The organism is Flavobacterium nackdongense (genome assembly GCF_004355225.1).
GTDB classification, from domain to species: Bacteria; Bacteroidota; Bacteroidia; order Flavobacteriales; family Flavobacteriaceae; genus Flavobacterium; species Flavobacterium nackdongense.
The window spans coordinates 638,193-662,432 of the sequence record NZ_CP037933.1 but is presented as its reverse complement, the minus strand read 5'-3'; the positions used below and the strand labels follow the sequence as shown (position 1 = coordinate 662,432).

At 35.4% G+C, this 24,240-nt stretch carries 23 protein-coding genes; 6 read left to right on the top strand and 17 right to left on the bottom strand.

Features of this window, described 5'->3' with window-relative positions; all coding sequences use genetic code 11:
* Positions 1-178 precede the first annotated feature (178 nt).
* The 10 genes from E1750_RS02640 to E1750_RS02595 form a co-directional block, all read right to left on the bottom strand.
* Positions 179-1,750 (bottom strand): SulP family inorganic anion transporter, encoded by a 1,572-nt coding sequence (locus E1750_RS02640; protein WP_227873944.1) that lies wholly within the window; start codon positions 1,748-1,750, stop codon positions 179-181.
* Between the two features lie 156 nt (positions 1,751-1,906).
* Positions 1,907-2,290 carry a DUF1398 domain-containing protein gene (locus tag E1750_RS02635; RefSeq protein WP_133275275.1) on the bottom strand — a complete coding sequence of 128 codons (384 nt, stop codon included), beginning with the start codon at positions 2,288-2,290 and terminating at the stop codon, positions 1,907-1,909.
* Between the two features lie 232 nt (positions 2,291-2,522).
* Positions 2,523-4,250 (bottom strand): tetratricopeptide repeat protein, encoded by a 1,728-nt coding sequence (locus E1750_RS02630; RefSeq protein WP_133275274.1) that lies wholly within the window; start codon positions 4,248-4,250, stop codon positions 2,523-2,525.
* A 281-nt stretch (positions 4,251-4,531) separates the two neighbouring features.
* Positions 4,532-4,744, bottom strand: coding sequence for a helix-turn-helix domain-containing protein (locus E1750_RS02625; protein ID WP_133275273.1), 213 nt, complete (start codon positions 4,742-4,744; stop codon positions 4,532-4,534).
* Between the two features lie 2 nt (positions 4,745-4,746).
* The gene (locus E1750_RS02620; RefSeq protein WP_133275272.1) at positions 4,747-5,283 is read right to left on the bottom strand and encodes a DUF2975 domain-containing protein; all 537 of its coding nucleotides are present in this window, start codon (positions 5,281-5,283) and stop codon (positions 4,747-4,749) included.
* Positions 5,284-5,534: 251 nt separating this feature from the next.
* Entirely contained in the window at positions 5,535-6,596 is a 1,062-nt protein-coding gene (locus E1750_RS02615; protein ID WP_133275271.1) for an EFR1 family ferrodoxin, read from the bottom strand.
* Between the two features lie 11 nt (positions 6,597-6,607).
* Complete coding sequence (locus E1750_RS02610) at positions 6,608-7,405, bottom strand: DUF6544 family protein (protein WP_133275270.1); 798 nt, start codon at positions 7,403-7,405, stop codon at positions 6,608-6,610.
* Positions 7,406-7,491: 86 nt separating this feature from the next.
* On the bottom strand, positions 7,492-8,097 hold the full coding sequence (locus E1750_RS02605; protein WP_133275269.1) for a hypothetical protein: 606 nt from the start codon (positions 8,095-8,097) through the stop codon (positions 7,492-7,494).
* Positions 8,098-8,179: 82 nt separating this feature from the next.
* Positions 8,180-8,761, bottom strand: coding sequence for a Crp/Fnr family transcriptional regulator (locus tag E1750_RS02600; RefSeq protein ID WP_133275268.1), 582 nt, complete (start codon positions 8,759-8,761; stop codon positions 8,180-8,182).
* A 423-nt stretch (positions 8,762-9,184) separates the two neighbouring features.
* Positions 9,185-9,568 (bottom strand): HU family DNA-binding protein, encoded by a 384-nt coding sequence (locus tag E1750_RS02595; RefSeq protein ID WP_133275267.1) that lies wholly within the window; start codon positions 9,566-9,568, stop codon positions 9,185-9,187.
* Positions 9,569-10,030: 462 nt separating this feature from the next.
* Between E1750_RS02595 and E1750_RS02590 the strand changes: the two genes are divergently transcribed.
* Positions 10,031-10,513 (top strand): DNA N-6-adenine-methyltransferase, encoded by a 483-nt coding sequence (locus tag E1750_RS02590; protein WP_133275266.1) that lies wholly within the window; start codon positions 10,031-10,033, stop codon positions 10,511-10,513.
* Here E1750_RS02590 and E1750_RS02585 read toward each other — a convergent pair.
* From E1750_RS02585 to E1750_RS17695, 3 genes are read right to left on the bottom strand one after another with little or no spacing between them, the layout of a single operon-like run.
* Positions 10,508-10,711 (bottom strand): hypothetical protein, encoded by a 204-nt coding sequence (locus E1750_RS02585; protein WP_133275265.1) that lies wholly within the window; start codon positions 10,709-10,711, stop codon positions 10,508-10,510. The two genes, E1750_RS02590 and E1750_RS02585, sit on opposite strands and share 6 nt — an antisense overlap.
* A gap of 18 nt (positions 10,712-10,729) precedes the next feature.
* The gene (locus tag E1750_RS02580; protein ID WP_133275264.1) at positions 10,730-11,473 is read right to left on the bottom strand and encodes a hypothetical protein; all 744 of its coding nucleotides are present in this window, start codon (positions 11,471-11,473) and stop codon (positions 10,730-10,732) included.
* Positions 11,470-11,631 carry a hypothetical protein gene (locus E1750_RS17695; RefSeq protein ID WP_165697982.1) on the bottom strand — a complete coding sequence of 54 codons (162 nt, stop codon included), beginning with the start codon at positions 11,629-11,631 and terminating at the stop codon, positions 11,470-11,472. The genes E1750_RS02580 and E1750_RS17695 overlap by 4 nt, the downstream gene beginning before the upstream one ends.
* A gap of 486 nt (positions 11,632-12,117) precedes the next feature.
* Between E1750_RS17695 and dnaK the strand changes: the two genes are divergently transcribed.
* The 4 genes from dnaK (at position 12,118) to E1750_RS02560 (ending at position 19,018) form a co-directional block, all read left to right on the top strand.
* Positions 12,118-14,007, top strand: coding sequence for a molecular chaperone DnaK (gene dnaK / locus E1750_RS02575; RefSeq protein WP_133275263.1), 1,890 nt, complete (start codon positions 12,118-12,120; stop codon positions 14,005-14,007).
* A gap of 500 nt (positions 14,008-14,507) precedes the next feature.
* Positions 14,508-15,578 carry a magnesium/cobalt transporter CorA gene (corA, locus tag E1750_RS02570; RefSeq protein WP_133275262.1) on the top strand — a complete coding sequence of 357 codons (1,071 nt, stop codon included), beginning with the start codon at positions 14,508-14,510 and terminating at the stop codon, positions 15,576-15,578.
* 67 nt (positions 15,579-15,645) lie between these two features.
* Positions 15,646-17,739, top strand: coding sequence for a phosphate acetyltransferase (gene pta / locus E1750_RS02565; protein ID WP_133275261.1), 2,094 nt, complete (start codon positions 15,646-15,648; stop codon positions 17,737-17,739).
* Positions 17,740-17,833: 94 nt separating this feature from the next.
* Positions 17,834-19,018 (top strand): acetate/propionate family kinase, encoded by a 1,185-nt coding sequence (locus E1750_RS02560; RefSeq protein ID WP_133275260.1) that lies wholly within the window; start codon positions 17,834-17,836, stop codon positions 19,016-19,018.
* Between the two features lie 113 nt (positions 19,019-19,131).
* Here the strand turns inward: E1750_RS02560 and E1750_RS02555 are convergent, their stop codons facing one another.
* From E1750_RS02555 to E1750_RS02540, 4 genes are all read right to left on the bottom strand, one after another.
* The gene (locus E1750_RS02555; protein ID WP_133275259.1) at positions 19,132-20,223 is read right to left on the bottom strand and encodes a DUF6515 family protein; all 1,092 of its coding nucleotides are present in this window, start codon (positions 20,221-20,223) and stop codon (positions 19,132-19,134) included.
* Positions 20,224-20,235: 12 nt separating this feature from the next.
* The gene (locus tag E1750_RS02550; RefSeq protein ID WP_133275258.1) at positions 20,236-20,970 is read right to left on the bottom strand and encodes a DUF2092 domain-containing protein; all 735 of its coding nucleotides are present in this window, start codon (positions 20,968-20,970) and stop codon (positions 20,236-20,238) included.
* 27 nt (positions 20,971-20,997) lie between these two features.
* Positions 20,998-22,317 carry a metal-dependent hydrolase family protein gene (locus tag E1750_RS02545; protein ID WP_133275257.1) on the bottom strand — a complete coding sequence of 440 codons (1,320 nt, stop codon included), beginning with the start codon at positions 22,315-22,317 and terminating at the stop codon, positions 20,998-21,000.
* 179 nt (positions 22,318-22,496) lie between these two features.
* Positions 22,497-23,786 carry a helix-turn-helix domain-containing protein gene (locus tag E1750_RS02540; protein ID WP_133275256.1) on the bottom strand — a complete coding sequence of 430 codons (1,290 nt, stop codon included), beginning with the start codon at positions 23,784-23,786 and terminating at the stop codon, positions 22,497-22,499.
* Positions 23,787-23,984: 198 nt separating this feature from the next.
* On the opposite strand from E1750_RS02540, the gene E1750_RS17690 reads away from it, so the two are divergent.
* Entirely contained in the window at positions 23,985-24,155 is a 171-nt protein-coding gene (locus E1750_RS17690; protein ID WP_165697995.1) for a hypothetical protein, read from the top strand.
* The last annotated feature ends 85 nt before the right edge of the window (positions 24,156-24,240 follow it).

Sequence of the window (24,240 nt, the reverse complement as noted above, 5' to 3'; positions counted from 1 at the left end):
ATTTGAATTCTTCTTCAAAACCAAGAACTTGCTCCTATTTTTAAATTCAAAATACAGAAGTATTATATCTTCAAAAATAGTCCGCGAGCTCTTGCTTTTATTGAATAATTCAACTTCGTCACGAAGTCTAATGCGGATTCTGGGTTTACGATTTAACAAGCAGAGACCGCGGGAATATTTATTTTTCGGACATTACTTTTACGCTGCTGATATTGATTAAATGTAAATCAATATGCCGATCGTGTGCTTTTCGTTTAAACTCACTTATAATTTCTAAAATATCATAGTCAATTTGGCGGCTTTCACTTCCGTCGATGGTCAAAACGCAATATTCTGGCACTTCGTCTAGGGCTTTTCTTAGTTTGACTTTATTCAAAAATGTGACGTTATTATTCAGCTTTATGTATTGTGTTTCGATGCCGTGATGCCGTGTAAGGCTAATTTTATACTCCACTTTGAAATTGCTGTGAATGATATAATAAATAGAAATAAGAAGTCCAATGCTTACCCCGATAAGCAAATCAGTCAAGAGAATTACCACAATGGTAATCATAAAAGGGATAAATTGTTTGCGACCCAAGCTCCACATATTGATGTACAAACTCGGTTTTGTCAGGTTATATCCAGTAATCAGAAGGACTGCAGCGAGCGAAGCGTATGGTATTTTGTTGAGCACAAACGGAATCAGCACGACGGCAAGCAGTAGAAATAATCCGTGCGTAAATGCCGAAAGTTTTGTTCTTGCGCCCGCTTGCACATTTGCAGCACCTCTTACGACTACGGCTGTCATCGGGATGGCACCGACTAATCCACAGGCCATATTGCCAATGCCTTGCGCAACAAGTTCCCTATTGACAGGCGTGATCCGGTTGCGTTTGTCTAATTTGTCAATGGCTTCAATGCAAAGCAAGGTTTCTAATGAGGCGAGTAAGCCAATGAGAATACCGTTTTTCCATATTTCAGCAGTAGAAAATAGTTTTGAAAAATCTGGAAAAGCAATACTGTCAAAAATATTTGAAGGTATAGCAACTAATTGCGTGGGTCTTAGCGAATAGTCGGAGGTGATTTTCGTAAAAATGATATTGGTTACTATGCCAATGACCACAACCAATAACGGTGCGGGAATCACTTTCCATTTTTTGGCAAAGGGTTGTTGCAGTACGATCAGCACCACTAGCGAAATCGTAGCTATTAGAATTGCTCCTCTAGTAATGTGATAATTGAAACTTCTTATATTTCCCAAAAAATTATCCGCAGAAAATAACTGAATAAAACCACTAGTCCAAAAGTCCGGTTTATCGTAGCCCAAAGCCAAAGGAATTTGTTTTGAAATTAAGATTATTCCAATGGCAGCCAGCATCCCTTTGATCACCGATGATGGAAAATAATTGGCGATGGTTCCTAATTTCAGCAATCCTAGCGCTAGTTGAAAGAAGCCAGCGACCATCACGGCTAGCATAAAAAGTTGAAAATCGCCCAAGGTAATAATTGCTGCGGCTACCATGGTCGATAATCCCGCGGCAGGGCCTGAAACCGCTAATTGCGAACCACTTGCCAATGAAACTACCAATCCGCCGATAATGCCTGAAAGAATACCGGAATAGAGTGGAGCACCTGATGCCAAGGCAATGCCCAAACAAAGTGGCAAAGCCACTAAAAAAACAGAAAGTCCAGCTGGTAAATCGTGTTTAAACCAAATAATGCGGTAATACTTTAGGGCGCGGTTCATGTTCCAAAAAAATATACCCAAAGGTACCATTTTTAGGCAAATATTTTCGTTTTAGTCTGAATTTTTTGAATCTTTTTGCTCTGCCTGTATGGATTAGCAAAAAACCTGCTTATAGATAAATTCGAACCTGATGAGCAGAGGATGTACTGGTAAATCTAGCAGTAAATGACAAAAAAATTAGATTTTTTCGATCAGAATTGCGGTGTCGGTTGGGTCAAAATAGGTGCAAGTCATCGCAATAATATTCACGCTCCATTTCGCAATGCCGCACTGTGCTGCCTGATGACAAAAACTTGGATAATCGCTTTGACCGTTTTGGTGCATCACCAGAAATTCGATAAAACGTTCCTTGTTTACGGATGCTGCAACTTCTAAAGCATCGTAATTTTTGGTTGTGGCAAGGCGGTAGTCCTCTGCTCCAAAATATTCTTCGTGACCATCGTGTACGAAAATGTCATAACCTTGAACGCCTAATGCTATTAAATCTTGAATGTAAACTGGGAAATCAGCACCGGATTTTACTTTGGAATGTGCTTCTTTTATTTGGTCAATGGTGAACATAATTTATGTTTAAGTGTTATCACGGTAAAATTAAAAAAAAGTTGTTCGAAATTCAGAAAACGTTCTAAAATTATGAGTCGAGTTTCCCCCGTAATTAACATGCAAACACCCTAAATTAGCACTTATAAATTAGAATTTTGGAATTTAGAGACTTCACAGCTAGGTATTTAGTAGTGGACAGATTTTCAAAGTAAAAAAACTTTATTCGTATTACTTTTTTAGGTACAATGCTTTACAGTATCCTAGAAGAAGTAATTTTTATATCAGCATATTTCCAAGCCTTTTCAAATCGGATTTTTGTTTCTTCATATTTCTTTTTGTCACCAAGATTTTTATAAGCATTCATTAGCCCTTTCAAAGCCCAACCGTTTTTAGGATAATTTCTTAAATCTTCTTCAAATACTTTTACAGCAGCTTTATATTCTCCTGCATCCAATAATATAGCGCCTAAATGATGACGAACAGAAAAAAACCAATCTGGTGGTTCATTATAGTTCAATCCATCTTCTATTGCAACCGCTTCCTTTAAAAGAGCAATGGCTTTAGTATAATTTTTTTCCTTACCATTTATTTCACCATCAAGTATTTTTGAAGCTATTGTACACAAATCAAACACACTATTACCTTCCCAAATGGTTAAATCTTTAATCTTGGTGTCCAACATTATTTTTTTCATACCATCGAGATGTTTTTTTGCATTGGCTATATTGTTTTGAGACAACATAGCCATGCCTTGCGCATAATGCCATACCACCATTGGATATTTCAAATCTTTTTCGGGTGCTTTTGAATTCATAATATCTTTCCACAAACCAAGTTTTACTTCTATATACCATGGAATGGAATAATAATGTTGTAATGTAGACCAATCGGGATCTCGAAACAATTTTTTATGAGCGTGATTGGCAGTTTTAATAGCACCATCTAGAGCTGCTTTGCTTTCGCCAGCAATCGTGGCGCATGCAGCTATGAAATGATAATTATGTGGATAATAGCCAAGAGGATAAGCACCTTGAGCATGACAAGCTTCAAGATATAAACTGTCAATTAATACTGCTTTTTGATTAGTTAAAACGCCATCATGATAACGACCCATTCTTATATAGGTATGCGAAGGCATGTGAACCAAATGACCTGAACCAGGAACTAAAGTGCGAAGTAAATCTGCGCTGGCTTCTGCCTCTTCTGAGTGTTGTGACATTTCTGTGGCATGAATATAGAAATGGTTTGCCCCAGCATGTTTGGGTTCTTGTTGGATGCATTTTTTTAGCACTGTCATAATCTCTGGTGTCCATGGTTGTGCAGTACCATCTTTATTCCACAAATTCCATGGATGCATATCCATGAGTGATTCGGCAAACAGTGAACCAATGGTTACATCATTGGAATACTTTTTATACACCTTTCGCATAGCAACAGCATAGGCAGAATCTAACTCAGCACGAACCGCAGTAGTATCAATTGAATACCGATGACTCAGTGCTTCTATCAAATCTTTTTCTTTCTGAGTACAAGAACTTGCATTTAATTTTGCTTTTTTCACGGCATCAAAAGCTCGTTGAAAATTATCTTTTTCCATGCCACCATTATAGTTTGGACCCAACACATAGGCAAAACCCCACCAACTCATAGCAGATTTTGGGTCTTGACGAGTGGCTTCAAAAAAAGAACGTGCCGCTTCGGCATGATTGAACCCAAAGGAAAGCATCAGTCCTTGGTCAAAATAGCGTTGTGTTTCTTTACTTATAGTAGTGATGGGAAAATGAATCCCTTCAAGTCCTTTAAACAAAGGAGCTTTTTTTCCTGTGGAATACCATAGTTTGTCCGTTACTTCGGGAGTGCTGCAGCTGTAGTTGGCAGAGACGGGTTTGACTTTTGAAGTTTCTTTTTTATTTTCTTCACGCTTGTTACAAGAAAAAAAAAGCATACTACAACAAAAGATATAAAGAATTGATTTCATAACAGTTCGTTTTTGCTACTGCTAATTTAAAAAATAATTTTATAAAATGTTGTAGAATAGTATTTTAGTTGAAGTTGGGAGACTTCGTAATCCTTAGTTTTCAAGAAGCACTTCGGGTAGCGGGGGCAGTTAATTTAGTATAAGTCTCCGCAAAGTCTCCGACTTTGAGGTAGTGATTTTCGGTTTTGAACCGACTTTATTTAGGATTAATTTTAGGTCAGTCACAGACTGACAAACGCATCCTCAAAGTCGGAGACTTTGCGGAGCGTGGCGTCGGTTTTTTATTCTTCTTCGGTATTGTATTCCAATATATCTCCCGGTTGGCAATTCAAGGCTTTGCATATGGCTTCCAGGGTGCTGAATCGAATGGCTTTGGCTTTTCCTGTTTTCAGAATAGAAAGGTTGGACAAGGTTAAATCTACCTTTGCCGAAAGATCATTTAGCGACATTTTACGTTTCGCCATCATAACATCTAGGTTTACTATAATTGCCATAATTAGATCGTTAATTCGTTTTCGGATTGAATTTCAATTCCTTTTTTGAAAATCAGAGCGATGACATAGACTACAGCTGCCATCAAAATAAAGGCTTGACTATCGACAAAAAATTTATTCAAGGGCTCGATTTCGTATCCGCGATGTTGCCAGTTTTTTCCAACCTCACGACCGATAAAGCTCACAAGCCCAATAGCAAGTGTCATATTACTCAAACGAGTAATTTTTGTAGAAACAAAAGTATTGAATGGTTTTTCAAGATCTAACTTGAGCAGTAGCTCAATAACAATATAAAATAAAATACATTTAAGAATCGAAATGAATAAAACAAAACTATACATTCCATAAAATACCCAGTGACTGCTATTGTACAAGGCGCTTAAATCCATTTTTTCGTATAAATTACCGACGACTTCAGGTTTGAAAATACTAAATGCAAAATTGACCAATAAGGCACCGGCTTCAATGCACAAGCCTACAAAAATAATCCAAGCCACAATGTGTAGCACAATAAATACAAAGTTGTTTTTTGCTTTCATAATTATTTCATAATTTAAAATTATTCAGCAAATATAATAAATATTTATTGAATAACAATAAATATATGTTAATAAATGGCAATAAATATTTGTGTTCGAAAAATAATAAAGGATAAAGTGAAGAGAAGAGAAGATTGTTACTTTAGTCAATAGCCCATTTTCAAGGATCTTTCACGCAACAAGAAACAATTTTTTTTTAATGGATAGTATTTAGCAGTGTTGGACTGTTTTCAATCTAAAATTTTTGTTTACTACATTGTCATCAAGGCTTTATAGCGCTTTCCCCACCATTTGTATTTGGTGAGCGAAGTATAAACTGTTAACCGTTCTAGCACTTTAAAGCGTAACAGCGAGTGAACCAATCTATACCAAATACCTATAAAAGCTATAAATAGTACTGACTCAGCGATAGTTATTAGCATTGCATTTTCAATCCAAGAAAAGTAAATATTGAAATAGTTGTAAAACAACACTAAAATTACTGAAAAGAAAATATGGACTCCAGCTATACTAAATCCATGCCCTGTTTCGATGGCTTTTTTTGGGCAATTGCTCATACACTTCATGCAACTTTCACAGTTGAAAGTCCAGAATGGGCGATTTTCAACCATTTTAACTCCTTTTACTGGACAAGTTTTAATACACAAACCACAATTATCGCAATCGGCTGAAGCAAAATAGGTTTTTGCTAAGAAGAACCTGCCAGACACATAGTAGGCAAGTGCAATGGGTGCAAAAAGAATGTCGTACACTTCTACAAAATGTTTAAAATACCTTTTGTGACGTATTACTTTATGTGTGAATTTCTCTACTCGGTCTTTGTTCTTTTCGTGTAGAAATTTTATTGTCCGATCGTTCAGTCCAGGGTGAATTGAAATCCAGTTTGAGGGCATATCAACCGCCAAAATTGCTTGTATCGAGAACCCTTTTAGTAATAATACTAAAGCCGAAAGGTAAAAAGCAATACCTGAAAGTCCGGGAGTTATAAATTTACCAATCAGCATACCAGCTCTCGTGTTCATAAGAACCACCTTGTTCTTCCCTTTTGGGAAATGCGTAATAAAATTGACCATTATGGGTGGGTAATTGAACCCGTGTACTGGAGACAAGAAGATAATGAGCGTGTCAGGTTCTGGAGTTACCACAGACTTTCTGTCAATATGAGCAATGTTTACAATGTGGCTTTTGATGCTGTTTTCCTTCGCCACCCCAGCCATCCATAGTGCCACGTTTCTTGAATTTCCAGTTCCCGAAAAATAGTAGATGATTATTTTCTGAAATGTCTTTTGTGAAATTGTTTTTGAAAGATCCATAGCACCAGAATTTATTTCTCCACATTATACTTTATACTTCTTAATTTAAAAACACCGTAAGTAAATTCACCTTCAGGATAATGCCAGATGGTTTTACCAACTGTAGGTATCATTCTCCCTTCTATTTCTTGATAATTTGAAACTGGAGTTGTCCATTTAATATTTTTCATTGTACAATCATCCTGCAAAGCAGACCTGTCATCTGACATAAAATTGATTAATTCGCCTAATTCATTAAAGTATACTATTGCCGAAACAATATACTTTCCATTGGTAAGTGTAACTTTTGTTGAAAGCGAATCAGAATCACTCCATGTTAAACGTTTGTCAATTAGGTTTCCTGGAGCAAAAATACACATATCGTTGAGCAGGGTTACGGTTTCGGCCCTAGACAATTCCTCTCCACCGATATCGACCACTTTGAAAAGGTTGGCTACTTTTACTTGAAAAATTGCGCTCTCATTTTTGTATATGTGCAATGCTTGAAAAGGAATACCCATTTTACTTGCCGACATCAGAAACAGACGGGAGAATTTCCCATAAAAGTTATGCTGGATGGAATATGCTTTCATAGGTTTGTCACCCGGCTTACGGTACATCTCTGCATCAAATTCGATGCAAACATTTTGAGGCTTGCTTTTGCCTATAGCACCTGCAAATTCCAAGTATTTTTGCACACAAGCAGGCAAATGAGCAGTTTCTTGTATACTAAGTACGCTTTCTGCCTTAATTGGCTGTGCAGCGAATTCTTCTGATTTCTTGAGTTGAAACATTTTTTTTGAAGAATTACAAGATAAAATAGTTGTCATTGCCTTTATAAAATTAGATTATTACAGTTTATATTAAAATTTATCTTCGTGAGTTTTTGATTTTAAAACGTGGAAATAATAAAATATTAATACTTGCTCCAAAGACGGTAACCTATTCGAATAACAGGGGCAAGATCCACATTGGGAATATTATATACGGTTCCATTGAAATCGGCACTGTTATCAGCCCGAAGGTAAATATGTACACCTGGTTGAAGATAGATATGGCGACCAATAAAAAACTGGTAACTTATTCCGCCACCGAAATCGGTACTGTGAATATCTTGCTTTAATCCAGTACTTACCTGTTCAATCTCGAAAGTGTGCAGCTCTACAAAAGAATAAACTTCGAGATTTCGCCATACATTGTATCCAAAGAAAAAACCAGGCGATGTTTTGTAGTAACGTTTAAATTCAGGAGATGAGTTTTTTGTACCTGCGGGTTCTGCATCATAAGTGCCACCGTTGATTAGACTCAACCTAAACCTAAATTTTTCGTAGCGATAACCTACACCTACATGGTATCCTCCACTAAAAAACATTGGAAAAAGGCTTTCTACTTCAACGGCCTGTTTCGCCTCATACATTCGGGGAACAGGTTTCCAGAAGGTGCCCTTAATAGAATCGGTTTGTGCAAAAACTCCTGGTGCTCCAAGCACCAAAAGTGTTAAAACAGTAAATAGTTTATTCATATCATAAAAGTTTTAAAAATTTATGATGCAAATATCCGGCGGAGAATCTGTTCAATTGCTCCACATTTGTTACCAAATCTTTCTAATCGAATAATTCTTTACGGATTCGGCTTAAGGACTTAGGAGCTATTCCTAAATAATTAGCAATATGGTACAATTGGACTTTTTGGAATATTTCCGGATGGTTTTTAAGTAGGTTCTCATAACGATCTTTTGCGGAAAGCGTTTGAAATTCCAATGTTTGCTGCACAAATTTTATAAAAGCCTGTTCTGTTAATATCCGCCCCAATCGTTCTATTTTTGGAATTTGAAGATATAAATTAGCTATAGCGGCTTGATTAATGACTAGGATCTCTGAATCCTTAATTGCTTTAATATTTATGGCTGATGGAGAGTTGTTTAATCGGCTTAAATTATTATTTACCCAGTCACCTTCAAACGCAAAGTGAACGGTTATTTCATCCCCGTTTTCTAAAGTTTTGAAATATATCATAACCCCAGAACTTAGTAAACCCATATAATCGCAAACCTGACCTTCTTTTAGAAAAAATTCGTTCTTTTTTAAGCTTTTATATTCAAAAGCATTACATAATATCGATAATTCATCTTCAGTTAAAGAAATTATTGGCTCGATACTTTTCTTTATTTTTTGAATTTTGTCCATTTGTTCATTACTCTAGCTTATCTATATATGGCTCAATTACTTATTGTCGAAACAATTTTTCGCATATACTTATTAAGGGGATAGGTCAAAGAAGTTTTGTTTTACATTTTATTACCTTCAAATATATTAATTTTTTCTTACTAATAATATCGTTTGAACACCGAAGGTTTCTATATAATACAAATCTTTTGGTTTACTCGATTGCCTGAGCCCAGATAGCGGATAGCGGGGATCGGGTGAAAGTTTGTATTGTACTCTAAGGATTTTAGTATAAGGCTCCCCAATTCCGATAGCTATCGGAACCGATTTTAAGGTTGTGAATGTCGATTTCCAACCGAATTTATTTTGCGTTTAATTTTACGTCAGTCGCAGACAGAGGAAGATACCCTCAAAGTTGGAGAGGTGGTGGAAGCGGGCCTCTTCTCACTTTTTCTTATAAAACTTCAATTGATTGAGCATTGTTTTTAATTTTTTTCCGGGTCGAAAAACAATAGAGCTTCTTGAAATATTTTTGGAAGTAAGTTCCTCAGGACTCGGGCTACTTGTGCCTTGAACACTCACCTGAAAGGAGCCCAATTGTCCTAAACGAACAATATTTCCTTGGTCAAGCGATTTTGAAATTTCGGTAACCAAACCAATAATAACGGCCGAACAGTCAGAGGGTGTTGCTGAGCAACTGGCCGATACGCGTTCTGACAATTCTTCTAAATCGACAACACCGCTTTGGGTGGCTCTTGGATAATACCGTAACGGATTTTTAGGTTGGCTGGGGTTCGTTCGCCCAACCGCTGTAAAAGGGACTGCCATAGCTTGCTTTATTTTGAATACGTACCAATTAAAATATTCTGTTAGACAAAGCTATGAATTATTCTTGAACTGACAAGAATTTGACCGCCCTCACTTTATAATCTGACGGCCCTCACTTAATAAGTTGAGGGCGGTCAATTGTATTACTCAGCCTGACCGTTTTGCAGATTTGTACTTATCTGAGTTTATACTGAATCCTAGTCACACTATTTGCTTTCCAAATTATTTCTAGAGTTTACTAATTCAGGACGCTAATTAGCACTAATACAAAATGATAGGTTTTTGCGTTTTTTAGTATTTTTTTTCAAATCTGTTCGGCGATACTTTGTGTATTTTGATAACTAAAAATATAACACGTTGTAATTCAATAGATTTTATTAATTTTTTATAATTTATTGAAAATGATCACATTACATTTGTAAAATCAAAATATTGATCTAATATTTGCACCAAATAAATCTTATGAATACATCGTTTGAACGTTGCGAAAACACAAAAGTGGAGTGGTTGACTCCTCCCAATTTAGTATTAAAATTAGGCGAATTTGATTTAGACCCTTGTAGTCCGATAGATGCTCCTTTTTTACACGCAAATAATAATTTTACGACTATTGATGATGGTTTATCTAAAGAATGGTTTGGTAGAGTTTATTTAAACCCACCCTATGGAAGGGGAATGGAATTGTGGATAGAAAAATTGAAAAATCACGGTAATGGAATAGCATTAATTTTTGCGAGAACCGAAACGAAATGTTTTTTTGAACATATTTGGAATGATGCCGATGCGCTATTATTTGTAAAAGGAAGAATTAGATTTTATCACGTAACTGGTGTTCAAGCAGGAACTCCTGGAGCACCAAGCGTATTTATTGCTTATGGAAGAGAGAATGCTTTAGCATTAAAAAATTCGGGAATAGATGGTAGATATTTGGATTTGAAGTTATAAGATTTCATAAACAATGAATTCGGCAACATTGAATTCTGCATCTATTATCCATTCATTTTCAATTAAAAGTTTTTGTAATGCTTGATCTTCATTAGCAACATTTTCCACAATTCCTATAACTTGCATATTATTTACTTCGTATAAATCGTTTGGTGCTTCGGTTGTGCCTTCGGCTGAAATAAATATGTATTTTTTCATATTTCAATTTTTTTAATTTTATAGCAAGAATTCATAATGCTGTTGCTCGATGACTGTTTCGTATTGTTTATTCAATGCTTCGTAATCCATAAAGGAAACTCTATTTTGATTTACTAAATTAGTAAAAGAGGAATATTTTAGTTTTTTCAAATATTCCTCTTTTCTTTTAGAATCTGCAACGATTACCATTCTTGAATAAAAGTCTTGTAATTCATTAAATTTAAGTAATGAATTTTGAATATCCGTTGAATGTTCAACTTCAAAAAAGGAGTGTGGCATTTCTCTTTCGTTAAACCAAATCACATCAACCGATGCACTTTTATTGACTAATTTAGGATAAGAATATTTCGGAATTTCATCTAAAGTTCGAATGTCCACAAGCTTTTCATTTAAAAACAATCTATTTTTATCTTGATTTGGAACAAAGGTTTTGAATCCTTTTAAATTTCCGACTTTCAATAATAAACCTTGAAAATAGGAATGATTAAAATCGATAGCTTCTTTTGAATTTTTGTTTTCATCAGTTATCTCAATAATTCCTTTACTTTCATTTTTTACTTTGTAATCTAATAGACCATATAAACCGGGTTTAATTTTATAGATGTTTTTATCTAATTGTACAATTCGCCTAATGCTAGCAAATGGGGTTTTTGTTTTCCATTCACAATCAGAGATTTTAAAAACTTCCTGGTTTAATTGTCCAAGTGTAGCCACTCCTCCAAGTTTTTCTATCGTTAAAATAACGGCTTCATTCTGTTTCATTGTGCTGCATTATTATAAAAATTCCTGTATTCTGTACTTACAATGTTGATAAACTTTTGAGAAACAACTTCTTTAGGTATGATTTTTTGAATGTCGTTGATTAACTGTGTTTTACCGCCAGCCCATTTCAAAAAGGGTTTTGCTATTGTGTTTGTCATTTGTATTGCAATTGTAAGTAGTGCAAATCTAAGTTATTTCTTCAAATTAAATTATCTAAATTATACAAATCATTTGGTTTACTCGATGTCCCTAGCCCAGATGGAAACGGCATCCTCTTGTGGCGGCGTTCGCCACAAGAAATATAGTGTACAGCTGGAAATAGCTCCTAGCAATGACAGGGTTAAAAATCCAATCCACAAGTTGAAACCTGCAATCTAAAATGCTTCGCCAGTTCGCTATCGCTCGGGTCAAAAAACGCTGTCTTTATGCAATGTTTTTTTGTTTGAAAAAGGCCGGTTTGACAATCTGCAATCTAAAATCTGCAATCTGCAATCCAAAATCTAAATGTCATCTTGTCATATTATTTTCCGCCAATTTTAGAATAAACTGACAATTTATTTGGGTTTTTTGTCTTGGCACAAAGATTGACTATTGCAACTCGAACCGTTAAAATGAGTATTCAATAAAAATTAAATATATTAAAAATGGGTAAAATAATCGGAATTGATTTAGGTACTACCAACTCTTGTGTTTCTGTAATGGAAGGTAGCGAGGCAGTAGTTATTCCTAATGCAGAAGGAAAAAGAACTACACCATCTATCATCGCTTTTGTTGAAGGTGGAGAAATTAAAGTAGGGGATCCTGCAAAAAGACAAGCAGTAACTAATCCAACTAAGACTATTGCTTCTATCAAACGTTTTATGGGGCATTCTTTTGCTGAAATCACTGAAGAAGCAAAAAGAGTTCCGTATTCAGTAGTAAAAGGGGACAACAATACACCACGTGTGGATATTGATGGTCGTTTGTACACTGCTCAAGAATTGTCAGCAATGACACTTCAAAAAATGAAAAAAACTGCCGAAGACTATTTGGGTCAAACAGTTACTGAAGCGGTTATCACCGTTCCTGCTTACTTTAATGATGCACAACGTCAGGCTACGAAAGAAGCTGGTGAAATTGCAGGTCTTAAAGTAATGCGTATTATCAACGAACCAACTGCTGCTGCACTAGCTTATGGTTTAGATAAAAAAGGTAAAGATCAAAAAATTGCTGTTTACGATTTAGGTGGAGGTACTTTTGATATCTCGGTTCTTGAATTAGGTGACGGAGTTTTCGAAGTATTATCTACTGATGGTGACACTCACTTAGGAGGAGATGATTTTGACCACCAAATTATTGACTGGTTGGCTGACGAATTCAAAGCGGAAGAAGGTATCGATTTGCGTTTAGACCCTATGTCTTTGCAACGTATCAAAGAAGCTGCTGAAAAAGCAAAAATTGAATTGTCATCTTCTGCTGAAACTGAAATCAACTTGCCTTACGTTACAGCTACTGCTTCTGGACCAAAACACTTGGTTAAAAAATTGACTAGAGCTAAATTCGAACAATTAACTGACTCTTTAGTAAAACGTTCTATGGCTCCTGTGGCTAAAGCGTTGAAAAATGCTAATTTATCAGTTTCTGATATCGACGAAGTGATCTTGGTAGGAGGTTCTACTCGTATCCCAAGAATCGTTGAAGAGGTGGAGAAATTCTTTGGTAAAAAAGCGTCTAAAGGTGTAAACCCTGATGAAGTTGTTGCTATTGGAGCAGCTATTCAAGGTGGAGTTCTTTCTGGAGATGTAAAAGATGTATTGTTATTAGACGTTACACCTTTATCTTTAGGTATCGAAACTATGGGTGGAGTGATGACTACATTAATCGAGTCTAACACAACTATTCCAACTAAAAAATCGCAAGTATTCTCTACGGCTGCAGATTCTCAACCAACAGTTGAAATCCACGTATTGCAAGGTGCTAGAGCAATGGCTGCTGATAATAAAACTATTGGTCGTTTCCACTTAGATGGTATTCCACCAGCACCGAGAGGTGTTCCACAAATTGAAGTAACTTTTGATATTGATGCTAATGGTATTATCAAAGTTTCTGCAACTGACAAAGGAACTGGTAAATCTCACGATATTCGTATCGAAGCTTCATCTGGATTGACAGCTGAAGAAATCGAAAGAATGAAAAAAGATGCTGAAGCGAACGCTGAGTCTGACAAAATCGCAAGAGAAAGAGCTGAAAAATTGAACGAAGCAGACGGAATGATCTTCCAAACTGAGTCTCAATTGAAAGAACTTGGCGAAAAATTGACAGACGAAAACAAAGTGGCTATCGAGTACGCTTTGACTGAATTGAGAATGGCTCACCAATCTCAAGACATTCCAGCTATCCAAACGGCGCTTGATAACATCAACGCAGCTTGGAAAAAAGCTACTGAAGCGATGTATGCACAAGGAGAACAAGCTCAAGGTGGTGCTCAACAACCACAAGGAGAGCAACCACAAGGAGACAACGTAGAAGACGTTGAATTCGAAGAGGTAAAATAGGGCGGAGCGTTAAAAAACAGTTCAGTGAACTGTTTTAGCGAACGAGCCAGGAGCCGCATTGGCCTCTGAATCGCTGATCCCAATTTTTATCGAGATCTATTTAAAAGTAAAACCGAGTCAGCAATGGCTCGGTTTTTTTTTATACAAAAACGCAAATATAATAGTCCAAAACACCAGGCTATTGGTCAGTCCGGAGGAGTCGCTATACCCGAGAGTAGGGACGCTTTGCAGCATGACAAACAGACTCCTCAGATTGGGTTAAATATAATTTTGTTTGGTATTAATAGGTCTCAGGTGTAATTTCTTTATAGGTTTATAACACTATTTTTATAATATCCAAATGATTATTCTCATAAAAGAAGTTTTAATTTCTATATACTTTTGTATTTTGAATAGTTATGCTACTAAATGTTATATTTTTATTACTATTTCCAACAAATCAAAAAAGTCAGGTATCATTTTAAAAGATTTTCGTAATATTACTACATTAATTTTTATAGATGAGAAAAATAAAATATAAAAAGGGCAGAAGACTTCAGCAGTTCAATTTAGAATATACTGGAATTCACAAACGGACCGATTCAGAAATGCAATTGTTTGTGTATGATCAATTTCATATTACTGAATATCAACAGCTTAATTTTTCTGATTTGGAAAATTCGATAGATGTTCAAAAAACAAATTGGATTAATGTTCACGGATTGAATGACTTAGATTTAATAAAAAATATGGGTCGCTTTTTCAAAGTTGAGGATTATATGCTCGCCGATATTTTGAATACCAATCGAAGAACTAAAATCGAAGAACAGCACGATTTGCTTTTTTTCAATATAAAATCCTTATTACCGGCAGGTGATTCGGAGACGATTAGCGCTGAGCAAATTAGTTTTTTGATAAAAGAAGGGGTTTTAATCTCGTTTCAAGAAAAAAGAAGTGATTTTTTTACTCATATTCGAGACCGATTGAGAGCACAATCGGGAATTATTCGAACCAAAAAAGCAGATTTTTTGTTGTACGTTCTTTTGGATGCGATTATGGAAAATTTTTACATCACCATCGAAAATGAAGAAGATAAAATCGATGAACTAATCAATCTTACTAAGAGCAATGCCGGTCCAATTGTATTAGAAAGAATTGAACAACACAGAGATAATTTTAACTTTTTGAAGCGGGCCATCACGCCACTTCGAGATTCATTATACGATATCAAAAGCATGAAAGATGACAATGTTTTTAATGCTATTGAGGAAGATAATTTTAGTTTTTTTGCGAGATTGCATCAAAAAAGTTTAGAGTTGTTAGAGCAAATAGAATCGGATATGAGTTCACTACACAGTGCTTCTGATTTTTATTTCTCGGCCCAAAACCATAATATGAATGAGATTATGAAGACCTTGACGGTCGTTTCGGCAATATTTATTCCCCTTACGTTTATTGTAGGAGTTTATGGGATGAATTTTGAATTTATGCCCGAATTAAAATACGAATACGGCTATTATACCGTGATTGGTGGGATGGCTTTGATTGTGCTCGGAATGCTCTATTATTTCAAAAAAAGGAATTGGTTTTGATTCCTAAAATTAGTATCTTAGGATGCCCAAATAAACATCAGATTAATAAAAAATAAAAATAAACACAATGAATAAAGCGATATATATCGCAACTAGCGAGGAAGATAGTGGTAAATCGATTGTTACTCTAGGTTTAATGAGTATGCTTATAGGCAAAACTGCTAAAGTAGCCTATTTTAGGCCAATAGTCGAGGATTTTGAAGAAGGTCAACAAGACAATCATATCGAAACTGTAATAGGACATTTTGCATTGGATATGTCATATACTGATGCTTTTGCTATTAAGAAAAGTAAATTAATCAAGAAGAAAAACAAAGGCAAACTTGGAGAGGTTCTCGATTTGATTATCGAAAAATACAAGCAACTCGAGGATAAATTTGATTTCGTTTTAGTAGAAGGCACCAGTTTTATGGGTGAAGGTACAGCAATCGAAATGGATTTGAATGTACTGATTGCTAAAAACCTTGGAATTCCTGCTATAATTGTGGGTACGGGTGTCGGAAAAACTTTAGATGAATTAGTGGACAGCCTGCGTTTAGCTTATGATTCATTCAAATTGAAAGACGTTGAAGTCTTATCGGTTATTGCCAATAAAGTACAAGCCGAAAATATCGACATGATTAAATCTGGATTGAAAAAAAGCCTTCCCGAAGGCGTTTTGGTCGATGCAATTCCAATGATTTTAAGTTTGAAAAACATCACGATTCAGGAAATCGTAAACGAATTGGAGGCTCAGGTTTTGTTCGGCGAAGCCTATCTCAACAATCAAATATCCAGTTTTAGCGTAGGTGCTATGCAACTCAGAAATTATTTGATGCATTTGAAAGAAGATGGATTAGTAATTACGCCTGGCGACAGAGCCGATATTATCTTAGGGGCATTACAAGCCAATGAATCGGTAAATTATCCTTCGATTTCAGGGATTGTGCTCACCGGAAATATTATCCCGGAAGAAACGATTCTGAAATTGATTGAAGGGCTTTCACCAGTGGTACCGATTATTGCGGTGCAAGAAGGCACGTATGTCATTACCAATAAAATTGGGGACATCAAACCTAAAATTTATGCCAATAACTTACAAAAAATTGAAACTTCGATTGATACGTTCGAAAAACATGTGGATTTAGACAGTTTAACTGAAAAATTCATTGAATTTGAAGTCGAAGGAATGACCCCGAAAATGTTTCAATACAATTTAGTGAAAAGAGCTAAAAAACACCGCAAACATATCGTGCTGCCCGAAGGAAATGATGATCGCATCCTCATTGCTGCCGAAAGATTATTGTTTATGGATGTAGTGGAAATCACTATTCTTGGCGACAAAAAACAAATTGCAAGTAGAGCTGTAGAATTAGGTTTAGACATTGATTTTGCTAAAGTAAACATCATCAATCCGAGAAAAGACAAAAATTACGATGATTACGTCAATACTTATTATGAGTTGCGAAAAGAAAAGAAAATGACCGTGGAAATCGCCAAAGATTTAATGCAAGACGGTTCTTATTTTGGAACGATGATGGTGTACAAAGGCCACGCAGATGGTATGGTTTCTGGGGCTGCACACACCACACAGCATACGATCTTACCCGCTTTGCAATTCATTAAAACCAAGCCAAATTCATCGGTAGTTTCTTCTATATTCTTTATGTGTTTAGAGGACAGAGTTTCTATTTTTGGCGATTGCGCCATCAATCCAAATCCAACAGCGGAACAATTAGCAGAAATAGCAATTTCATCAGCCGATTCGAGTTTGGCGTTCGGCATTGAGCCAAAAGTGGCGATGCTGTCGTATTCTTCAGGTTCTTCGGGCAAAGGAGACGAGGTAGATAAGGTAAGGACTGCCACCGAAATTGTAAAAAGCAAACGTCCTGATTTGAAAATTGAAGGGCCAATTCAATACGATGCCGCAGTAGATTTAGAAGTGGGTCAAAGCAAAATGCCAAATTCAGAAGTAGCAGGACACGCCAGCGTATTGGTTTTTCCTGATTTGAATACAGGAAACAATACTTACAAAGCAGTCCAAAGAGAAACTGGAGCTTTGGCTATTGGTCCAATGTTGCAAGGATTGAACAAACCGGTAAATGATTTGAGCCGTGGTTGTACGGTTGATGATATTATCAATACGGTTGTCATTACAGCTATTCAAGCACAAGGACTTTAGATTGCAGATTTCAGATTTCAAAAATTAAATACTAAAAAACTTTGCGACTTAGTCCTGATAGGTATCGGGATCGTGGCAAGAAAATAAATAAATAATGAAAATAGTTATAATAAACTCAGGAAGTTCCTCTATAAAATACCAATTAATCGAAATGCCCTCTAAGGAGATTATTTGTTCAGGAATGATCGACAGAATTGGCTTGGAAACATCGAATTTAAGTTATGTCACCCAAACCAATAAAATAGAAAAAACAATACCGATTGAAAATCATAAAATAGGCCTAAAAAAAATAGCCACCTTGTTGATGGACGAGACGGTGGGGGTCATACAATCTACAGACGAAATAACCGCAGTAGGTCATCGTGTGGTGCACGGAGGCAGCAGTTTTTCGAATACAACGATTATCAACAATGAGGTGAAAGAAAAGATAAAACAGCTTTTTGATTTGGCTCCCTTGCATAATCCTGCCAACTATGAAGGAATTGTGGTAGCTGAGGAGATTTTCGACAAAGCGACGCAAGTTGCCGTTTTTGACACTGCTTTTCATCAAACTATGCCAATTGAAGCCTACAAATATGCCATTCCAAATTATCTATTAACGGATAATAAAATACGAGTGTACGGTTTTCACGGCACAAGCCATAAATATGTATCTGAAAAAGCCATCAATTTTTTAGAGAAATCTTCGAAAATTATTACCATCCATTTAGGAAACGGTTGCAGTATGACGGCTATTAAAGATGGAAAAAGTATCGATACCAGTTTAGGTTTTGGTCCAATGAATGGATTGGTGATGGGAACCCGAAGTGGTGATGTGGATCAATCGGTGATTTTCCACATGGTAAATGCCTTGGGTTATTCCCTTGCCGAAGTAAACACGATGCTTCAAAAGCAAAGCGGAATGCTTGGTTTAACCGGCTTTAGTGATTTGAGAGATATTGAAGCAGAAGCTGAAAATGGAAATAAGGAGTGCCAATTGGCATTGTTGATGAATGCCTATCGAATCAAAAAATATATTGGCTCTTATGTGGCTGCTTTGGGCGGATTGGATGCTATTATTTTTACAGCAGGGGTAGGAGAGAATTCGTCGTACATCCGAAGTCTTGTTTGTAAGGATATGGAATTTTTTGGTATTGAATTGGATTCCGTAAAAAATGCGCCTCGTTCCAAAGAAATCAGAGAAATCAATACCCCGGAATCAAAAACTAAAATTTTGGTCATTCCAACCAATGAAGAAATTGAAATCGCCAATCAGGTTTTTGAATTGTTGTCGAGATAGTTAGACCAGTATTTATAACGTTAAAACCTCACTTTTTTTGATACAAGTGAGGTTTTTTGGTTTTTTAAATGAATTAGAACTATTTAAATTAGCGGTTGTAACGTGATGAAAACTTATTCTTTTTCTACAAGTGCAATTTCATATTTATCTTTACCATTTACTTGAACAGGTTGGTAATACGTTTCTCCAAATTGAACATAAGTGACATCTCCAATTTTGACTTCTTCACCACCTTCAGGTAACTGATCGACGATCGTTCCCGCTGAAGGTGCCACCACAGTATAGCCACCATCCGATTTTTCATAATAGGTTCCACCATAATAATAATTATTGACTGTTCCAGTATTAACTGTTTCAGCACCTTCAGGGATATTGACAACGGTTCCACCTACAGGCGCGGCAACTGCTGTATAACCGCCATTTCCTGCTTGATACCAAACGCCATTATCATAATGATAGGGTTCTGGCTGATTCGCTACATTTACTACGATGGCTGTTAAAGCCAGAGTTGTCATAAAAAATCCCCAAGGGTGCCAATGTGATCCATAATAATAAGGTCTGTAAGAATGGTAGCGATACGGATGATAGCAATTGTATCTATATCCTCCATAACGATATGGAGACCGATTGTAATGAATATTACTATTTCGTCTAACGGAAGTGTTGCGACTGTTATTAATTTTGATATTTTTACTTTTATCTACATTGATATTAATATTGTTATTGTTTCCTATATTAGGTTTTTTATTTGGTTTATTATTGCCCAGATTTGGACGATTATTGGAATTGTTATTATTTCCAAGACTAGGTCTGTTATTTGAATTATTATTTCCTAAATTAGGTCGGTTGCTGGAATTGTTATTGGGTCCAACACTGGGTCTGTTATTTGAATTATTATTTCCTAAATTGGGTCGTTGGTTTGAATTGTTATTTTGCCTATTTTGCTGTAATCTAGCCGATGATTTAACGCTTCCACCATTGATGCTTTTATTTCTTGTCTGTGAGCCAGATGCTGTAGGTCTAGATGCATTGGGTCTAGAAGCTGCTTGTCTTGATGGGGCTGATGGTCGTGACATTGAAGAAACCCCTCCTCCGCGATTTCCTCCTCCGTGTTTTCCTCTTTGTGCCGTTGATTGAGCCGAAGTTAATAAAAGAGATATGAGGAATATCAATAAAGATGCGATATGATATCTTTTTGTTTTCATAGTTGCCAAGTTTTAGTTTAGTGATTTAGATGCTATTCTGATTTGTATTGCTTGAGGAGGAGGAAGAAAATTAAACATTGAATCTGGAAAAACGGGGTTAATTTTCCATTCACTAAAAGTACCTTCATACTGTGGAGAACCTTTTTTGTTTTTGTAAACATATACAAATTTCATTGGTAAGTTAAAGGCATCATTACTGATCCAAAATTGAAAATCAAAATCTGTTCCTATGGCCAGCAATTGAAAACATTCCGTATCGTTTACCATAGATTTTCCTATGTATTTAATTTGACTACTATTTTCAATTAAATCATCTGTAAATGCCGGATAAAAGAAATCAGCTGCAGGAAATTCTATATCATAATCTGAATTCACTTTTTCTATAGTTTCGATAATATTGTCTGGTGCATCAATAATTCCAAAATTATTTTCGTCATGTGAATAATAAGCCAATTGGGTTCCATTGTATAAATAACTTTGCTGCCCTTTACTACCCTTTTTACTTACTAACATCTTATCAGGGCCAACCATGTAAACCAGATCTTCACTAAATTTTTTCAGCATAAAGTTGTCTTCTCCACTAAAGTCTTCACCAACATTTAGTTTATAACTACATGATTGTAGTTCGCCAATAAAATCACTCATACGATCCATAAGCAGAACTGCAACAGAATCACATTTAGCTGGCTGAGCGACAGAAACCAAAGAAATAAGTGATAATCCCAAAAGTAAAATTTGTTTTTTCATAATATTTATATTTAGAAACAATAAAGTTTATTGATTTAAGGTGTTTTTATATATAGCCCCATCTTTGACTATTAACAGAAAATTTTTATCGTAATCTACCATTATATTGATATCCTGCAACGGGTTACCGTCCACTAAGATCATGTCGGCATAAGCACCTTCTTCTATAACGCCTAGTTTACCTTCTTTGTACGGGCTTCTGTTGCCAGATAATGTAAGGAGTTGGGCATTATCTGAGGTAATTAGTTTGAGTACTTCAAAAGGGGTAAACCAGTTACTCATTTTAGCAATGTAGGTATTCTGATCTTTATTGATGGCCGGATTAAAAAAGACATCAGTTCCCCAGGCCATTTTCACCTTATATTTTTTTGCCATCTTAATTACCGCATCCGCTCCATTAGCGACTTCTGCTTTTTGTCGTTTTTGTTCTTCGCTAAAATCAGCTCGACCTTCTTCATCTAATGCCTGAATACTAAGCCAAATCCCTTTGTCGGCCATCAGTTTCATAGTGGCATCATCTAATAATTGACCGTGTTCAATGCATTTTACACCAGCAGCAATGGCCTTATTTACGGCTCGTGAAGTGAAAGCATGAACTGTTACATAAGTACCCCAATCCTCAGCAGCCTCAACAGCAGCGCGAATTTCCTCTTCTGTAAATTGACTTACATCTAAGGGGTCGAATGACGATGAAATGCCACCACCAGCACAAAGTTTAATTTGCGAAGCACCTCTTTTTAGAGTTTCTCGTACGGCAACGAGCACAGCATCTTTACCATCTGCAATTAGACAAGCGTCAATAATTTCAGAATGATCCAAACTTCCACCTAGGCCAACTGGGCGTTGATTTATACCTCTAAAGTCACCATGACCTGCTGTTTGTGAAATCATAGGGCCACTTGGCCAAATTCTTGGACCGGATATTGCCCCATCATCAATTGTTTTTTTAACCCCAAAAATAGGACCCCCTAAATCGCGAATAGAGGTAAAGCCACGTTGCAAAATGTTACCAGCTTCAACTCCTGCTCGGATAAATGCAGCACCAACTTCACCATTTTGCATTTGTGATAAAGTAGAAGCAGACAACATTTCGTGCATGTGAATATCAATTAATCCGGGCATCAGAAATTTACCTTTACCATCAATGATTTTAGTATTACCGCTCTTATCAGTCATAATAGGACTTGACGAAATTTTGGTAATAAGGTTATTTTCAATCAGCACATTTCCACTGACCGTCTTGTTGTCTTTTCCGTTAAAAATTTGAACATTATTAATTAAAATTTTGCTTTGAGCTTGAACGAGTACTGCTAGAAAAAACAATGCAGAAGTAATAAAATGTTTCATAATGATACGATTTTAAAGGATGGTTTGATTAGTATGGGATGATAATGAGATAGGAAGTGTTGTAACTAATTAACAAAGTTGCTACTAATACAGAAAAAAAGACTCGGTTTAGGCGTTTCAATGTTTCGTTTTGTAATAATATTTGTTTCAAAACGTAAAATAATTAGCCTTAACGGAGTTTATCCAGCAATAAATAAGGTTAACAAACAAGTGGTTAGTAGGTTTGCTAATTTTATTTTTTCACTGTTTTTCAGAAATTCAGATGGGGTTTTCCCTGTTATCTCTTTGAAGTTTTTTATAAAAGTTTTTCGGCTAGTATATCCACATTCCGTTGCAATAGCTTCAATTGTAAATTTCTCCCACTCGGGTTTATCAAGATTATTAATCATATAATCAATCCTTTGGTGATTAAGAAACAAACGGAAGTTCATTCCGTATTCTCGATTAATAAATGCGGATAGAATGTGACGAGGAATTTTTAGATCATAAACAAATTGATTAAGAGAATAATCTGCTCGAAGAAATGGCTTTTCCCTTTGAAAATAGTTTGCAATTGAATTTTTATAGTTGCACTGAATAGATTGTTCAAAATTTAGTTTTCCAATTTTAGTGGAAGTTTTTCCTGAAAAATCATTTATAGAAACAAACCCGGTTTCATTATTATGATTTGTTTGAAATTGTATAGTTTCAATTAGATTACTTTTATTACTTGTCGATATAGGTAAATATAGACCATATAATATTTGCGGACTCGTAAAAAGTTTTAAACAGATATATAGAAAAGTTGCGCCAAGTATAATATCGGCAATTGTAATATGAGTATTATTTATAGTTGGAACAAAAACTTTCAAAATGGCCACTATTAAAATTGTGGATACTAAACTATTGAAGGTAAAAAGCCATTTGAGAAGTATCTTGTTTTGATCTAGTAATTCATTTGTTTTGCTTTTCCAGAATTGATAAATTAATTTGAATGCGCTAAATATGAAATAGCCAGACCAGCAAATTCTTAGGCAATAATATAGTATGTTAGGCAAAATACCTTCACCTATATCTTGAATTCCTATTTTACTATAATAATTTTTATTTAAGTATTCAATTTTTTCAACACTCGGCAATAAATAAAAAGGTATAAAATTAATAAAGACTAAAATTGCTGGAATAAGTAAGATCCAATCAAGCCTTTTAAATTTTAATTCATCATTCAAAATGGAACGAATATAAACAAAAACTAATGGGCCTAATAGAAATGAAAATGGAGCAAAAACCCTCAATAACCAGGGGGTGATCAAAATAATTCTAGAATAAAATAAAATCTGCATCAGGCTTTGTAAAGAAAAAATAATTAGGACGAAAGCTAGAAGTCGGTTATTGTGTTTTCTTTCCTGATTTACCCATAAAAGCAAAGATGCTGAAAGTAAAGCCAACAGCAAGGAAAAGATATGAAAAGTTATGTTTAGATATTCCATTAATAGAAATTAATACCACAAAGCTTATACTTAAATCATAGCAAATATAACAAAAGGAATGAATGCCCTTAATGAAATGAAATTCAAATGTTTTGATTATTATAATTTAATCCGAATTATTAAATATTATCAACATTTTATTGCTAAGAAAAAATATTAAACATACATTTGTACCTACATTCAAAAATTCCGGAAAAAATGTTTGATTTTACACAGTATTTAGGCTTTTTACTTTTCTTGACCGTTCTTACCATCGGATTCTGGTTGATGTTTTTCTTAGTTGGTTTCGTTTCCTACTGGGTAGGTGGAGCAACTTGGGAAGCTTACAAGGAGAAAAAAGCAAAAAAAGAAGCAGAAGAATCAATCTAGGTTGTTTCTCAAATAAAAAAAGGACTCGTTTTCGAGTCCTTTTTTTATGCTTTATAGTCAAAGTTATGGTCTTACTGGAAATGTT